Annotated in this window: 16 protein-coding genes; 11 read left to right on the plus strand and 5 right to left on the minus strand. The window is 50.7% G+C overall.

The window, feature by feature from the left end:
- Positions 1 to 453 carry an ankyrin repeat domain-containing protein gene (locus F3F93_RS02285; protein WP_241696899.1) on the minus strand — a complete coding sequence of 151 codons (453 nt, stop codon included), beginning with the start codon at positions 451 to 453 and terminating at the stop codon, positions 1 to 3.
- A gap of 132 nt (positions 454 to 585) precedes the next feature.
- Here F3F93_RS02285 and F3F93_RS02290 point away from each other — a divergent pair, with 132 nt between their 5' ends.
- From F3F93_RS02290 to F3F93_RS02300, 3 genes are read left to right on the plus strand one after another with little or no spacing between them, the layout of a single operon-like run.
- On the plus strand, positions 586 to 2,817 hold the full coding sequence (locus tag F3F93_RS02290) for an NADP-dependent isocitrate dehydrogenase (protein WP_176957542.1): 2,232 nt from the start codon (positions 586 to 588) through the stop codon (positions 2,815 to 2,817).
- 12 nt (positions 2,818 to 2,829) lie between these two features.
- Entirely contained in the window at positions 2,830 to 3,231 is a 402-nt protein-coding gene (locus F3F93_RS02295) for a peptidoglycan-binding protein (RefSeq protein WP_194334944.1), read from the plus strand.
- The gene (locus F3F93_RS02300; RefSeq protein ID WP_176957543.1) at positions 3,231 to 3,899 is read left to right on the plus strand and encodes a hypothetical protein; all 669 of its coding nucleotides are present in this window, start codon (positions 3,231 to 3,233) and stop codon (positions 3,897 to 3,899) included. The genes F3F93_RS02295 and F3F93_RS02300 overlap by 1 nt, the downstream gene beginning before the upstream one ends.
- Positions 3,900 to 4,575: 676 nt before the next feature.
- Here the strand turns inward: F3F93_RS02300 and F3F93_RS02305 are convergent.
- On the minus strand, positions 4,576 to 5,364 hold the full coding sequence (locus tag F3F93_RS02305) for a hypothetical protein (RefSeq protein ID WP_176957544.1): 789 nt from the start codon (positions 5,362 to 5,364) through the stop codon (positions 4,576 to 4,578).
- Positions 5,365 to 5,490: 126 nt separating this feature from the next.
- On the opposite strand from F3F93_RS02305, the gene F3F93_RS02310 reads away from it, so the two are divergent.
- Together F3F93_RS02310 and F3F93_RS02315 are read left to right on the plus strand one after the other, a co-directional pair.
- Positions 5,491 to 7,251, plus strand: coding sequence for an ATP-binding protein (locus tag F3F93_RS02310; protein WP_176957545.1), 1,761 nt, complete (start codon positions 5,491 to 5,493; stop codon positions 7,249 to 7,251).
- Positions 7,252 to 7,353: 102 nt separating this feature from the next.
- Positions 7,354 to 8,259: a zinc-ribbon domain-containing protein gene (locus tag F3F93_RS02315; RefSeq protein WP_176957546.1), complete on the plus strand. Its 906-nt coding sequence runs from the start codon at positions 7,354 to 7,356 to the stop codon at positions 8,257 to 8,259.
- Here the strand turns inward: F3F93_RS02315 and sucD are convergent.
- The 3 genes from sucD to mdh form a co-directional block, all read right to left on the minus strand.
- Positions 8,256 to 9,125, minus strand: a complete 870-nt coding sequence (gene sucD, locus F3F93_RS02320; protein WP_176957547.1) for a succinate--CoA ligase subunit alpha — start codon at positions 9,123 to 9,125, stop codon at positions 8,256 to 8,258. The genes F3F93_RS02315 and sucD overlap by 4 nt on opposite strands.
- Positions 9,125 to 10,288, minus strand: coding sequence for an ADP-forming succinate--CoA ligase subunit beta (gene sucC, locus F3F93_RS02325; protein WP_176957548.1), 1,164 nt, complete (start codon positions 10,286 to 10,288; stop codon positions 9,125 to 9,127). The genes sucD and sucC overlap by 1 nt, the downstream gene beginning before the upstream one ends.
- Before the next feature lie 86 nt (positions 10,289 to 10,374).
- Positions 10,375 to 11,355 (minus strand): malate dehydrogenase, encoded by a 981-nt coding sequence (gene mdh, locus F3F93_RS02330; RefSeq protein ID WP_176957549.1) that lies wholly within the window; start codon positions 11,353 to 11,355, stop codon positions 10,375 to 10,377.
- Between the two features lie 207 nt (positions 11,356 to 11,562).
- Here mdh and F3F93_RS02335 point away from each other — a divergent pair, with 207 nt between their 5' ends.
- From F3F93_RS02335 to F3F93_RS02360, 6 genes are all read left to right on the plus strand, one after another.
- On the plus strand, positions 11,563 to 11,970 hold the full coding sequence (locus tag F3F93_RS02335; protein WP_176957550.1) for a hypothetical protein: 408 nt from the start codon (positions 11,563 to 11,565) through the stop codon (positions 11,968 to 11,970).
- Between the two features lie 12 nt (positions 11,971 to 11,982).
- Entirely contained in the window at positions 11,983 to 12,942 is a 960-nt protein-coding gene (gene rfaD / locus F3F93_RS02340) for an ADP-glyceromanno-heptose 6-epimerase (RefSeq protein ID WP_176957551.1), read from the plus strand.
- On the plus strand, positions 12,939 to 13,259 hold the full coding sequence (gene bamE, locus F3F93_RS02345; protein ID WP_241696900.1) for an outer membrane protein assembly factor BamE: 321 nt from the start codon (positions 12,939 to 12,941) through the stop codon (positions 13,257 to 13,259). Before rfaD ends, bamE begins: the two co-directional genes overlap by 4 nt.
- 279 nt (positions 13,260 to 13,538) lie before the next feature.
- A complete protein-coding gene (locus F3F93_RS02350; RefSeq protein WP_176957552.1) occupies positions 13,539 to 13,835 on the plus strand; it encodes a hypothetical protein in 297 nt (98 codons plus the stop codon).
- On the plus strand, positions 13,832 to 14,314 hold the full coding sequence (locus F3F93_RS02355; RefSeq protein WP_176957553.1) for a roadblock/LC7 domain-containing protein: 483 nt from the start codon (positions 13,832 to 13,834) through the stop codon (positions 14,312 to 14,314). The genes F3F93_RS02350 and F3F93_RS02355 overlap by 4 nt, the downstream gene beginning before the upstream one ends.
- An 18-nt stretch (positions 14,315 to 14,332) precedes the next feature.
- A complete protein-coding gene (locus tag F3F93_RS02360; protein WP_176957648.1) occupies positions 14,333 to 14,731 on the plus strand; it encodes a hypothetical protein in 399 nt (132 codons plus the stop codon).
- Positions 14,732 to 14,735: the final 4 nt, after the last annotated feature.

Consider the following 14,735-nt stretch of genomic DNA (forward strand, 5'->3'; position numbering starts at 1 on the left):
CTACTTATCAAACAGCATCAAATTCGCACCATGCTTGATATATAACTCGGCAATCTCGCGAGGCATGGAGCCGTAAAAGGCATAATAGTAGGGGTAGTCGTAGTCAGCATCCTTCAGGTTCGGATCGGCTCCGGCTTCAAGTAGGATACGGATAGCGTCGATGTTTTTCTCTGTCAGGTGCAGCGGCGTGGAGAGCCTCTGATTGAGCGCATGCAGATCAGCCCCATGCTCAATAAGAAGACGCATAATAGTGAGATGCCCATGCTTGGTGGCATAATGCAGAGCGGTCGATGTTGTAGCATCGACTGCATTGACATCAATGCCCAGCTTCAGCATCTGCTCTATTGCTTTCTGATCACCGGCAACAGCTGCCTCAAACCAGCGTTTCTCATCATCTCTCTGCGCATCGTTGTTCACCGCTATCTCCTCCATCGCGTTTTTCAACCATTGCATGATGCAGTATCTTCACTTTCACAGCAATTTAAACAGACCGACCTTTTTAATATAGTCTATGCTGCTAAACTCGCGCACATCAAAATATTTGCCAGACCAAAATTCCGGCCTGCTGCAACGACAGGATAGACAATGACAACCAATACACCCACCATCATCTACACCATCACCGATGAGGCTCCGGCTCTGGCCACCTACTCGCTTCTTCCTGTTGTACAGGCCTTCAGCAAGGCTGCAAACGTCAATGTAGAGACTCGCGACATCTCCCTGGCAGGCCGAATCATTGCCAACTTTCCTGATAAACTGCGTGATGATCAAAAGATCGGTGATGCGCTGAGTGAGCTGGGTGAACTGGCAAAAACACCGGATGCCAACATCATCAAACTGCCTAATATCAGTGCATCGATTCCTCAGCTGATTGCTGCAATCAAAGAGCTGCAGGCGCACGGGTTTGATATCCCCGACTACCCTGAAGAGGCTGCTAGCGATGCGGATCAAAGCATCAAAGCCCGCTACGCCAAGGTACTCGGCAGTGCGGTCAACCCGGTGCTGCGTGAGGGCAACTCCGACCGCCGCGTCGCTGACGCGGTTAAACAGTATGCCAAAGATAATCCACACGCCATGGGAGCCTGGAGCAGCGACTCCAAATCGCATGTGGCACATATGTCTGATGGTGATTTCTATGGCAGTGAGCAGTCAGTCACTATTGAAAAAGCGTGCAGCTACACCATTGAACTTACCGACAGTGATGGCAACAACCGCACCCTGAAAGCCTCTGCCCCGCTACAGGCCGGTGAAGTGATTGACGCGGCAGTGATGAGTCGCAAAGCACTACGCGCCTTTTATGCAGCCCAGATTGAGGATGCGAACAACAGTGGCATCCTGCTATCCCTGCACCTGAAAGCGACGATGATGAAGGTTTCCGACCCGATTATGTTCGGCCATGCTGTAACCGTCTATTTTGCTGATGTTTTCGATAAACATGCAGCGCTGTTTACTGAACTTGGCGTGGATGCCAGCAACGGCCTTGGTGATCTCTATGCGAAAATTGCCACCCTGCCTGATGCGCAGCGTTCCGAGATCGAAGCGGATATTCAAGCGGTGTATGAAACGCACCCGGATCTGGCCATGGTCGATTCAGACAGAGGCATCACCAACCTGCATGTGCCCAGCGATGTGATCATTGATGCATCGATGCCTGCAGCGATCCGCTCTTCGGGCAAAATGTGGGGTGCTGACGGCAAGCTACACGATGCCAAATTCATGATCCCTGACCGCTGTTATGCCGGTGTCTATCAGGAGACCATCAACTTCTGCAGAGAGCATGGCGCCTTTGATCCGACGACCATGGGTAACGTGGCCAATGTCGGCCTGATGGCGCAGAAGGCTGAGGAGTACGGATCCCACGACAAAACCTTCAATATCCCTGCAGATGGCACGGTTCGTGTGCTTGATGATGCCGGCAACACCCTGCTTGAGCATGCTGTTGAGAAGGGGGATATCTGGCGCATGTGTCAGACCAAGGATGCGCCGATTCGTGACTGGGTAAAACTGGCCGTCACGCGTGCCCGTGCGACAGGCAATCCGGCCATCTTCTGGCTGGATAAAAATCGTGCTCACGATGCCAACCTGATCAACAAGGTAAACAGCTATCTGGCAGATCACGATACAGCCGGACTCGATATTCAGATCATGGCACCGGTGGATGCGTCAGGTCATGCGCTGGCACGCGTCAAAGATGGTCTGGACACGATTTCGGTGACCGGCAACGTACTGCGTGACTACCTGACCGATCTCTTCCCGATTTTGGAGCTGGGAACCAGTGCCAAGATGCTCTCCATCGTACCGCTACTGGCTGGTGGTGGTCTGTTTGAAACCGGTGCCGGAGGCTCTGCCCCCAAACATGTGCAGCAGTTCGTGAAAGAGAATCATCTGCGCTGGGACTCTCTCGGTGAATTTCTCGCCCTGGCTGTCTCACTGGAGGATCTGGCTGCAAAAACCGGCAACAGCAAAGCAGCCGTACTTGCAGAGGCCCTGAATGCGGCCAATGGTAAATTCCTCAAAGAGAACAAGTCACCTTCTCGTAAGGTAAAAGAGCTGGATAACCGTGGCAGCCACTTCTATCTGGCGATGTACTGGGCTCAGGCTCTGGCTGCACAACACCGCGATACAGAGCTGCAGGCACAGTTCGCGCCCATTGCTGAACAGCTTATAAAAGATGAGAGCATCATCATAGCTGAGTTGAACGGTGTTCAGGGTTCAGCCGTTGATATGGGTGGCTATTTCCATGCTGATCCTGAAAAAGTTGCGCGTGCCATGCGGCCAAGCGCCACGTTTAATGCTATAATTGAAAAGACAGCATAAAAAAGGGCCAAAATGAACAGACATCTGAAAATATTTATGCGCGGCAAAGGGGTCTCAATGCTGCAGGAGCTACTGCAGCGCATGGGATATCCGATGCAGGATCAACCCGGCCTGTTCGGGGTGGCAACACGTGCAGCAGTTAAAGATTTTCAGGCAAAAAAAGGGCTGAAAAGTACAGGTATTGTCGATGAAGCGCTGCTTGATCTTATGCGGCAGAATTTTACTACTCCGACAGAGCGTAAGAAAAGCAAAGCCAAGTCCGCTCAGACGCCAGCGCCTCATCCCGCAACCCAACAGCAGCTGGATACCATCACGCGCCTGCTGATCAAAAAAGGGATCTTTAGCGAAGAGGAGCTCGCTAAAGAGCTGTCGCGCCCACATCCTGTGCGCATCACGCAGCCACCACTAACCTGATGGACTCCAAAAGAGCAGCCTGTTTACGGCCTGAGTTCACAGCCGCTCTGGCAGGATTTATATTATCAGGCGAATCGGTAAACCTCATCAGTCCACATGGTCAGGGGCGCAGGCGAACACTGGAAGATTTACACCAATTTATTCCGGGCTCAACCATGATCATCCAGCTTAACATGCTTCTCTATTGCCATGATCTTAAAGGCTTTTTAAAGGCCATCGCCAGCTACTTCAACCATCCGGAAACGAATGTAAATAGCCTTGGCGGGTTATTCGATCAACTGGAGAAAGAGAATCAGAAAGTGCTGCTCATTCTGCATAATTTTGATCAGCTCTGGAACGGAAGTACCCTGAAAGATGGCTATAGCGGCTCATTCCTTGAAGATCTCAACCGATTAAGAGAGCGGGAGATCACCCTGCTCTGCGTCACCGAACATGCTGATCAACACGATCAGCTGCAGGCTGATGGCACTCAACTTGATGCAATCCCTCTTCCCATTCCTGACATTACATCCGCGCAACTTATGATGGAGATCCTGCATCGCGATCTGCCTGTTGAGCAGGATGAGCTTGGCGGTCTTGCTGCATGGCTACTGCAGCAGAAGTCACCCTACTCCATACTAGATCAGTTAGAGCCTGCCTGGTTCAAACAGAAAAACTGGAAAGGATAAAAAAAGGTTCTTCGCGGAAGTCCGGGAAAACAGTCTTAGTAAATCAAAACTGGAGGCGTATCCTCTCCTGCTATAATGGTAGATTTATCTGTTCATTTCTTTTCCAGAAAAGAAACGAACCAAAGAAAGCTGCCCGGCAATCTGCTTCTCCCTGCGTATTTATCGTTCAATGGGGCGAAACTATTTTCGCCTCTTTCCATTGAACAATAAATACTCCGGCGCATCTTGGAGCGGGATTAAAAGGCAACTCAATCTTGCGGCTGGAACAGTGTCGTTTGATCCCCCGTTAGCAGGCTGCCGAGACAAATATTCAAAATCGGAGAAGAGCGGCGGAGCCGTGGCCGATTTTTAATATGCAGGATCGGGAACCCGACAGGAGCAAGCGGCGCTGTCCCGCCGCGCGATAGGATTTTATCTGAAATAATGGGGTGGTTCTTTTTTGATTCAGGCCATCCATGGCCCTCACCCTGCGGGCGTGCTTTGCACGTCCCAATCGACACTCCTGTCGATTGGTGCCATCAAAGAAAGGACAAGTGAATATATATTCACTTACATTGCCTTTGGTTTGAATGAAGCAACGCAGTTCCTATGAGGATCATTCCCGTAATTGCGCGATGAACCTAAAAAAAGGGCTGGATACATAGAGGCATCCAACCCTTTTACCCGCCTACACTGATTATTTACCAAACAGCCCTTTAATCGCCTCCCCTGCGCCTCCGGCTGCACCACCAGCCGCACCACCGGCACCACCGATTTTTTCCAGAGCCTGAGCTTTGAAAGCATCCGCCGATTTTCCGATGTATTTATCAACACCAAGCTTGGCAACCGAGCCTTTCACATTGCCCAGCAGTTTGGATGAGAGTTGTTGTGCCACCTCTGCAGCAGTCGCACCACCACTCTTTTGGCCGATATCACGCATCACTATTTTAGGCAGCGATACGCTCTGTTGCTGATCGCCCAGTGCAGCAATGCGTACCTTGGCAGAGGTACCTTCAACAACCAGACGCCGGATAATCATCTTCACCGCTTCGCCATCGCCATCAGCGGCAGAGGATGCGTTGCTCTCACCACCTGCACCAAGATTCTTTTTCAGCACATCCGCATTAGAAACACCTGATTTATTAATCTCATAGACCACCTTGGGCGCACTGATGATAATCTCATCAATGACAATAGGATTCTGGCGAATCGTGGATATATCAATTTTTGTACTGATATTGCCCAGCTCAAAGATATTCGGGTCAGAAAAACCGGTCGGATTACCGATATTCAGGCCAGTGATGGAGGCCTCACCCGCTTCGAGTTTAATTTTCACATCACCTACAACCACCTGCGTTTTGGTTGCTTCCGACCCATAAACCTGGATCGCATCTTTTACAATGCCATCAAGATTTGAGAGCAGAAAGAAGACCGCTCCAACAACAATAACAGCCAGTGCGGCAACACCAATAAGCACCTTTTTCATACCAACCTCCTGTTTATGAGATAACGATAGGGAGAGTATAGCAGAAGATTGCTCCTAAAGTTCACATCATTTGAGCCGATAAATAGTTGGTTAAGTTACTATCTTGCAATGAAGGGACGGAGTTTCATGGATCAGAAAAATTTCTTTTACCTTCATTGTGTCCTGCGTCTGGCCATCATCATTCTTGTTGCTGAGATATTGGCCATGCTGTTGTTTGATATTACAGGCATCACAGCATCGCTATCGCAACTGGCCGAGGCGGTGCTTGATGGCGTTCTTCTTGTTGTACTATCTGCCTACCCTCTCTACCTGTTTGTATATAAACCTATCCTGAAAAGCTTCAAGAGAGATCAGCAGCAGATCGAGATGCTTGCCGAGGCTCTGCAGGGAGCTGGTGAGAGCGTGATCATCACCCGCCCGAATGGAGAGATCATCTATGTCAATCAGGCCTTTTCAGATGTCACCGGTTATTCACAACAAGAGGCGATCGGCAACAATCCCAATATGCTGCAATCGGGCAAACAGGATCGCCACTTCTATGAACGTATGTGGGCATCGATCAACAACAAAGGGCAGTGGAAGGGCGAACTCTGGAACAGGCGCAAAAATGGTGAACTCTATCCCGAAGCTCTCGACGTCCGCTCGATCCCCGGAGAAGATGGCAGCACCAAGTTCCTTGTTGGTGTTTTCTCTGATCTGACTGAACAGAAACGGGTGGAAAATGCTCTTTTACAGACCCAGAAACTGGAGGCGGTAGGCACGCTCGTAGGTGGCGTTGCCCACAACTTTAACAACCTGCTGGCAGCCATTTCCGGGAAAGCCTACGTGGCTCAGGTCAAGGCAAAAAAAGCCAGTGCTCCTGAGGCTGTGATTGAGAACCTTGACGATATTCAAACCCTCTCATTTGATGCCTCACATCTGGTTAAACAGCTTCTCGCTTTTGCTCGCGAATCACAACACGACAAAGAAAAGGTCTCTCTGACAAGGGCAGTTCGCGAAGCTGTCACCACCGCGCAGATCGGCATCCCGGAGGATGTCGAGGTCAAACTTGACCTCTCCAGCGAACCGATGACCATTTGGGCCGATCAGACCCACATCAAACAGGCCATCATCAATCTCATCAACAATGCACGTGATGCAGTAAAAAATTGCCCGACCAAAGCCATTCATGTCCGTCTCTATCCAACAGCTTCAGAAAATTGTGGAAATAGCAATGCCTGTCACATCCATTGTAAAAATGTCGCAACACTGGAAATCAAGGATACTGGCACAGGCATCAACTCCTCCGATCTCGATAAAATCTTTGAACCCTTCTTCACCACCAAGGAGGTGGGTCAGGGAACAGGCCTGGGCCTCTCTACCGCACACGGTATCATCACCTCGCACAACGGCTCCATTCATGTCAGTAGCACCTTCTCAAGGGGAACCTCTTTTAAGATTTGCCTGCCACTGGTAGAGAGCAACAAGACAGAGCAATCACCCCCCCCAATCAAACCTGTCCCACTTCGACATTCAGGCACCATTCTTGTTGCTGACGATGCTATGGAGGTGCGTAAAACTGTTGCATCGGTACTGGCGAGCTTTGGCCACAATGTCATCCAGGCCAACGATGGCATTGATGCCATTGAGAAGTTCTATGCCCACCAGCATGAGATATCACTGGTCATCAGTGATATCGTTATGCCCCGCATGGATGGCGTGGACAGTGTGCTTGAGATGCGTAAAAGCTATCCCGAACTGCCGGTAATCTTCATGACAGGCTACGACGCTCCCAAAGAGAAGACCCGGAAGGTTCTTGATAATGAAACCTCCATGCTGCTGAATAAACCGTTCAAGACTGATGAACTCAGTAAACTCGTGAACAAACTGATCAACAAAAATGGATAACATTTCAACGTCATAACAGCAGGACCATACAAGCACTAAAAGTGGCATCAATCTTGATTACCCTTATAAGTTGAAACAGTATAAAACCTTCAGGAGAGACGTTTGGAATTTATCCAGTGCCCGTATTGTCAGAAGAAGTATGGCGTCAGCGACAAGCTGAGGCGCGCGACGGGCAAACGGATCAACTGCAAACACTGTCAGAAGACCTTTATCATCTTTATTCAGGAGAAGATAAGTCAGGCTCTTCAGCATAAGATCGATGAGCAGCAGCACGCCAAAGAGACACAGCAAAAGCAGCACGTTGAACCGGAGATCATAGAAAAATCGGCAGAGCCTCAAAAAGAGCCCGAGAGCGAACAGAAAAAACCAGCAACAGGCGGCAAAAAAAAGCGCCGAGTGACAAAAAAAAGTGCCAGGAAACCAATGAATATCCAGATGGTGATTCTGGTGATTCTGGGAACCCTGCTCATCGCAGGAGCATCAGGCGTTTACCTCTACTTCTATAATCATGAGCTTTTTGAACGTTTGGCAGAACAACCCCGAGCAGAACCCGAATCAGACATCAAGCCGTTCGACCCGTTCGACAGACAGGAGAAACCAGACTCTGCAGCAGCGCCTCAAACCCCTCCTGCCGGAAGCGAAACAGAGCAACCGCAAACCAGCGCGCCTGCTGCTGCAAGCGTTGATGAGAAAACCGAACCAGAAGAGATCACTGATGACCCGCTCAACCCGTCTCAGGTGTGCCGGGACGCTGCGGCAGACTACTGGATCCGCACCAATATGATTGCCAATGCCACACTCACCAACGAAGCATATATAAAATTGTTAAATCAGGGCATCAGCCTGACCGACGAGGTACGCACCCGCTGCAAGGAGCGTGCTCTGGTCGGTCGTCTGGCCGAATCAGCCAGATCAGAAGAGGTGCCGGAGTGGATCAAAAAGGAGATCATCGCCCGCACATCCGCCAAACCGGATAAGCGTAGCAAACCATCAACGCCTGGCTTTTAAGAGAGCAGCTCCAGCATACGCTTGCCTAATAGTGTCGGATTTCGTTCTACGGTAACTCCTGCAGCTTCAAGCGCTGCGAATTTCGCCTCCGCTGTCCCCTTGCCACCGGAGATAATGGCACCGGCATGGCCCATGCGTTTTCCCTTTGGTGCTGTTGCACCGGCAATAAATGCGACGACCGGTTTTGTAACAGCCTGACGAATATATTCAGCAGCATGCTCCTCGTCGGCGCCACCAATCTCGCCAATCAGCACAATGCCTTCAGTCTGCGCATCGGCTTCAAAAAGCTTTAAGGCATCGATGAAATCCATGCCGTGAATGGGATCACCACCCATGCCGATACAGGTGGACTGACCTAAGCCTGTCTGGGTTAACTGATCAACCGCCTCATAGGTCAGCGTGCCGGAGCGGGAGATTACACCTACGCGACCCGGCAGGTGGATATGTCCCGGCATAATACCGATTTTCGCCTCACCCGGCGTGATGATGCCCGGACAGTTAGGACCAATCAGCACACAACTTTTATCGCTAAGGCCCTCTTTCACCTTCAGCATATCGAGCACGGGAATTCCTTCTGTAATGCAGGCAATCAACTTTATACCAGCATCAGCAGCCTCGAGAATTGCATCGGCAGCAAAACGGGGCGGCACAAAAATGACAGAGGCCTCTGCCCCCTCCTGCACGACCGCATCGGCTACTGTATTAAATACCGGACGCTCAAGATGCGTCTGACCACCTTTACCCGGAGTCACTCCTCCGACAAAGCAGGTGCCGTACGCAATCATGGCACTGGAGTGGAATGTGCCCTGTTTGCCGGTATAACCCTGACAGATTACACGTGTGTTTTTATCTAGCAGTACCGACATTATTCTCCCCTTGCAGCAGCAACTGCATATTCAGCGGCCTGATCAAGATCTGCTGCCCAACGCACATCCAGCCCGGCATCTTTGACCAGTCTGCGCCCCTCTTCTTCATTGGTTCCCACCAGTCGCATCACCACCGGCACACGCATCGGATGGGTTTTAATCGCTTCAAGCAAGCCGTTGGCAATCACATCACAGCGCACGATGCCACCGAAAATATTCACCAGAACCGCTTTAACATGGTCATCACTGAACAGGAGCTTGAATGCCTCGCATACCGAATCAACCGTCACACCACCACCGACATCAAGGAAGTTGGCAGGCTTGTCTCCCTTAAGCTGGATGATATCCATCGTCGCCATTGCCAGCCCTGCTCCGTTGACCATGCAGCCGATACGACCGTCCAGTGCGATATAGTTCAGTCCGAATTGCGACGCCTCAACTTCACGTGGATCCTCTTCATCCAGATCACGCAGCGCTACCAGCTCAGGATGGCGGTAGAGCGCATTGCTATCGGCAACAAACTTGGCATCGAGTGCCACCAGATTACCATCAGCAGTCAGGATCAGAGGGTTGAGTTCCAGCATGGAGCCATCTTTCTGGCAGAAGGCACGGTGCAGTTTTGTGAGCAGATCGGCACAGGCTGAAATCTGCGACCCCTGCAGTCCGAGGAATGCAGCTATGGTAGTGCATTCATACGCAGAGGGCTGATCCCCTGCAACCGACAAGGTGAGAATCTTTTCAGGTGATGATGCAGCCACCTCTTCGATCTCCATGCCACCGGCAGGACTGACCACAAAGGCAACCTTCTCTGTTTCACGATCAACCAGCAGGCTCAGATAAAATTCAGAGGCGATGTTCAACCCCTCCTCCACATACAAACGCTTCACCTCTTTACCCGCTTCACCAGTCTGCTTGGTCACCAGCACAGAACCCAGCAGCGCTTCCGCCGCACTCCTCACCTCACCCTTTGACCAGCAGAGACGAACACCACCGGCTTTGCCACGCCCACCGGCATGGATCTGAGCTTTTACGACCCAGATAGCTCCACCCAGCTCATCGGTAGCTGCCACGGCCTCATCAACAGTGAGCGCCAGCCTTCCACGCGGAACCGGTAGCGCAAATTCACTGAGCATGGCTTTGGCCTGATATTCATGAATATTCAAAGGAGTCTCCCTGACTAGCGTAAACAGCAGCTGATAGGTCGCAAATCAGCTACAGAGGCAAATGATGATGGGCAATCAACAAATCTTCAATAGAGACCGAAACCATCCACGCGCTCCACAAGCTCGGCGACTGCCTGCATCGATTTCTTTAACCCGGCAGCCTCATCACTGGTCAGATCAAGTTCTATTATCGCCTCAAGGCCACCGGCACCGAGTTTACACGGCACGCCGAGATAATAGCCGTTCACCCCATATTCACCCTCAAGATAGGCACAACATGGCAGCACCCGTTTGTTATCCCGGATAATCGCCTCTGCCATCTGCACTACCGATGATCCGGGAGCATAGAAGGCCGAGCCTGTTTTCAGCAGCCTGACAATTTCTGCACCACCATCAGCCGTACGCTGACAAATCGCCTCTACCCGCTCCGGACTCATAAGCTCTGTAATCGGGATACCCGCAACGGTCGAGTAACGTGGCAGCGGCACCATCGTGTCGCCATGACCGCCGAGTACAAAGGCGGTAACATTGTTGATCGAAACCTGCAGCTCATCAGCAATAAATGCCCGCATGCGCGCAGAATCAAGCACACCGGCCATACCGATAACACGATGCTTGGGAAATCCGGATACCTTCAGTGCGGTATAGACCATCGCATCGAGCGGATTGGTAACCACCAGAATGATGCAGTCGGGCGAGTAGGTGACGATGTTACGTGTCACATCGGCAACGATACCGGCATTGATCGAGAGCAGATCATCACGGCTCATGCCGGGTTTTCTGGCGACACCTGCGGTAATAATGACCAGGTCTGAATTGGCTGTATCTTTATAGTCATTGGTTCCGATCACTGAGCTGTCAAAACGCTGAATGGGCGATGATTCATGCATATCAAGCGCTTTGCCCTGCGGCACGCCCTCCACCACATCAATCAGAACGATGTCGGCCAACTCCTTCTGAGCGGCAAGAAATGCAGCCGTGGCTCCGACATGGCCAGCCCCTACCACCGTAATCTTTTTTGGATTAAAAACAGATGATCCTGAACTGTTGATTTCTGACCAGCGCATAAACCTGCCTCCCTGTTACGATCTGTTGCCGCTTCCGACTCTAGCAAACAGATATCTTCATGACAGTGAAAAGGAAGTCCACTGTTATAAAGCCCTGATAAAGCATGGCTTGCACTGCATGACAGGTAACGTAACATCCAGCGCCTGAAGAAATTTGCTGATGTGACAACATAGTGATGCACGGCATGAAGGATGTAGAGAAACGATATGAGCAATGTAAAAGCATTTCCCGGCACATTTCCACTGCACGAAGATCGCAACTTTCTGGCTGAAAGCGAATGGGTTATTTTCAAGCTGCTCTGCAGGCCTGTCGACTCTTTTGCAGAGGATGATCCTGAAGCACTCTCTGTTGCTACAGGTAATCAGGTAACCCCTACCCGTTGTGACGAGTTGATCCGCATTGTTCGCATCAACCAGCTAGCCGGCATCGGCTCATGGATCTCCCGTATTTTTGCTGAAGCGGGGCTGAATGATTCCGACATCAGAGAGCTACCGGCTGAGGAGATCACCGATCGCGTCAATGCCAAAGCCGGATACAGAATCTGCAATGAGGCCACCACACGCGCCCTAGCACTGCTGCAGCTGCAATGGAAAGGCGCAGAAGCCAATGGATAACGGACGAATAGCATGAGTGAACGAATTCTGGTCACCGGTGGAGCCGGTTATATTGGATCAAACATTACCGCAGCACTGTTGAAGCGACCTGCCACCGATGTCGTTGTTGTTGATGACTTCTCATCCGGTGACTGGCGCAATCTGATCCATGTCGACTGTGAAGTGCGCGCTACCGACTGTGATGATCCGTTTCTGCTTGAAGAGATTGCCGATGGTGGCTTTTCCGCCATCTATCATCAGGCTGCGATTACCGACACAACCGTGATGGATCAGAGACTGATGGTCGAGGTCAACACCAATGCCTTCGCCTCTATTCTTGAAGCCAGCAGCATCTCCGGCACACGTGTCACCTACGCCTCTTCAGCCGGAACCTACGGCAACTCACCAGCTCCCAACCGCATAGGTTTCGGTGAAGATCCTGAAAATATTTACGGCTTCTCCAAACTGGCGATGGATCGCATTGCCTACCGCTGGCATGACCGCCATCCGGCCCCCATTATCGGCTTGCGTTATTTCAACGTCTTCGGTCCGGGAGAGACCCATAAGAATGAGCGTGATGGCAACAAAACCGCCTCGATGATTCTACAGCTTTATGAGCAGGTAAAAGCCAACAAACAGGTTCGCCTGTTCAAATTCGGTGAACAGAAACGCGATTTTGTTTATATCCGTGATGTGGTTTCGGCCAACCTTGCAGCCCTTGATGCACCGCGTTCGGGTGTATGCAATGTTGGATCCGGAGAGGCGCGCAGCTTTAATGATATTGTCTCTAATCTCTCTGAACTGCTCAACAAAAATCTGGAAGTCGAATATTTTGATAATCCATTTTCATTCTACCAGGAACATACCGAAGCAGATCTCAGTGAGTCAGAACTTCTGCTCAACTGGAAGCCGGAGTGGACGCTGGAAAAAGGTATGAAAGACTATATTTCACTTCTTGAAAATGGCCATCGCGGCCCTGCGGAGACAGCATGATTAAACACCTCATTTTACCCTTTTCCATGATCGCCATGCTGCTTGGCGGCTGTGTGTATGAACCGATCCATCAGGGCAATCGCCTGAAAATCGGTAAAATCATGCAGATTCAGGAGGGTGATACCAAATTCAGTGTTGAACAGGCACTGGGAACACCTGCACTGGACCATGTTTTGCAGGCCAATCGCGTTGTCTATTTTGAACAGTATGAAGATGAAGAGAGTGGCGACATGATTAAACGAGGCGTTGAAATCACCTATGACGATGCACTGCGCGTCAAAACGATTCATCGATTCGGGTTTGAAAACGAGGAGTAACGCATGACCGTTTGAACTGAGGGTCTACCCGGCCTCTCAATCATTCCGGCGCTCTGTGCGAACTTATTTATTGGGCATATTAAACTGCTCTATCCTGCCACATCGTCACATATAACTTTTTGCAGTTTTATTGACACGTCATATAGCTGCGCGTAAATTCAGGTCAAATTGCATTATTTTACAGGGGTATAGATCATTTCTCTTCATACTGAGCTTGAACAGCTTCGCCAGAGCAAGAAACTTATTTTCATCACAGTAGCCAATGATGAAGGGTTGGTCATGGCTGAAAGCGGTGACTGCCCGGAAGAGGAGTTTGCCGCCTACTCATCAGCCATGATGGAACTGGCACAGAAGGTTGCGCAATCAGGCAACCTTGGCGAGCAGATCTGTAGCGCGCTGGTACTGAAAAGCGGCCGCATGCTGGTCATGCATGAAGCCATCATCGATGATCACTCCATTTACTTATCGATTTTGTGTAGCAGAGTTCCCGCTGGCATGCAGAGTCTGATTAAGGATATTGTTAACTGCGTTGCCAAAACCCTGTTGGGGAATCGTTATCAGGAGCCTAACCGTTGAGTAATTATAAAGAAGCCTGCCGTCGTGAGCTTGAACAACTGGTTGAGCGGGAATATCACCTTGATGCAGCACTGCTCTGCAGCTCTGACGGCCTTCCTGTTGCATATGCAGCATCACGCGACATTGAGGCAGATGCACTCTCTGCAATGTGCTCATCCATGCTCTCGCTCGGTGATGCGCTTGCCATTCAAGGCGATGATGATGGCTGCATTCAGGTGGTTACCCAGTCCAAGAATCAGACTGTGGCACTGATTCATGCCGGCAGTGATATGCTGCTGGCCCTCATCGGTGCCCGAGACCTTAAACTCGGCATGCTGCTCGGACATGCCCGCAAAGAGGTTGATATCATTCTTGAACTGATCAACAAGCAGCAGCACGAAGAGAAGGTTCAGGAGCAGCAGAAAGCCCCTGAAGAGAGAAAACCGGCGATGCTGGAAGAGCTGGTCAAACGCGTGATGCAAGAAGCACAAAACAGATAACAGGAAGTTACGATGGATATGAATCAGACCCTTGAAAAACTGGTAGGTGAACTTGATGGTGCGCTTGCTGCAGCTGTAGTCGACCTCAATAACGGGCTGTTACTTGGTGCCCATCACAACGTCCCCTACTTTACACAGTCCTATGTTGATGCTGTTGGCGCTGCCGCTGTGGATATGTTCAGAGGCAAAACCATCACTGCCGTTGAAGCGATGATGGCAGCCCAGCGCGGCGAAGAGCTTAAATACCATATCAAAGAGATTCAAACGACGACTGACGGCACCTACCATTTTATGGCGGTCGTACCGGAGAAACCGGACTACCTTCTCATTCTGGTGACCCGCACCACGATCAATCTCGGCTCCGGCTGGATGGCAACACGCGCAGCACTTGCTGAAGTTGCCCCCAAATGTCCTTAAGCAA

It is taken from the genome of Mariprofundus sp. KV (assembly GCF_013387475.1).
GTDB lineage: Bacteria > Pseudomonadota > Zetaproteobacteria > Mariprofundales > Mariprofundaceae > Mariprofundus.

Excerpts from the sequence above, each read along its gene's own strand:
- F3F93_RS02335 (WP_176957550.1), top strand. The coding sequence starts at position 11,563 with ATGAGCAATGTAAAAGCATTTCCCGGCACATTTCCACTGCACGAAGAT.
- bamE (WP_241696900.1), top strand. The coding sequence starts at position 12,939 with ATGATTAAACACCTCATTTTACCCTTTTCCATGATCGCCATGCTGCTT.
- F3F93_RS02285 (WP_241696899.1), bottom strand. The coding sequence starts at position 453 with ATGCAATGGTTGAAAAACGCGATGGAGGAGATAGCGGTGAACAACGAT.
- F3F93_RS02350 (WP_176957552.1), top strand. The coding sequence starts at position 13,539 with ATGGCTGAAAGCGGTGACTGCCCGGAAGAGGAGTTTGCCGCCTACTCA.
- F3F93_RS02295 (WP_194334944.1), top strand. The coding sequence starts at position 2,830 with ATGAACAGACATCTGAAAATATTTATGCGCGGCAAAGGGGTCTCAATG.
- F3F93_RS02305 (WP_176957544.1), bottom strand. The coding sequence starts at position 5,364 with ATGAAAAAGGTGCTTATTGGTGTTGCCGCACTGGCTGTTATTGTTGTT.
- rfaD (WP_176957551.1), top strand. The coding sequence starts at position 11,983 with ATGAGTGAACGAATTCTGGTCACCGGTGGAGCCGGTTATATTGGATCA.
- F3F93_RS02290 (WP_176957542.1), top strand. The coding sequence starts at position 586 with ATGACAACCAATACACCCACCATCATCTACACCATCACCGATGAGGCT.
- sucD (WP_176957547.1), bottom strand. The coding sequence starts at position 9,125 with ATGTCGGTACTGCTAGATAAAAACACACGTGTAATCTGTCAGGGTTAT.
- F3F93_RS02360 (WP_176957648.1), top strand. The coding sequence starts at position 14,333 with ATGAATCAGACCCTTGAAAAACTGGTAGGTGAACTTGATGGTGCGCTT.
- mdh (WP_176957549.1), bottom strand. The coding sequence starts at position 11,355 with ATGCGCTGGTCAGAAATCAACAGTTCAGGATCATCTGTTTTTAATCCA.
- F3F93_RS02310 (WP_176957545.1), top strand. The coding sequence starts at position 5,491 with ATGGATCAGAAAAATTTCTTTTACCTTCATTGTGTCCTGCGTCTGGCC.
- F3F93_RS02300 (WP_176957543.1), top strand. The coding sequence starts at position 3,231 with ATGGACTCCAAAAGAGCAGCCTGTTTACGGCCTGAGTTCACAGCCGCT.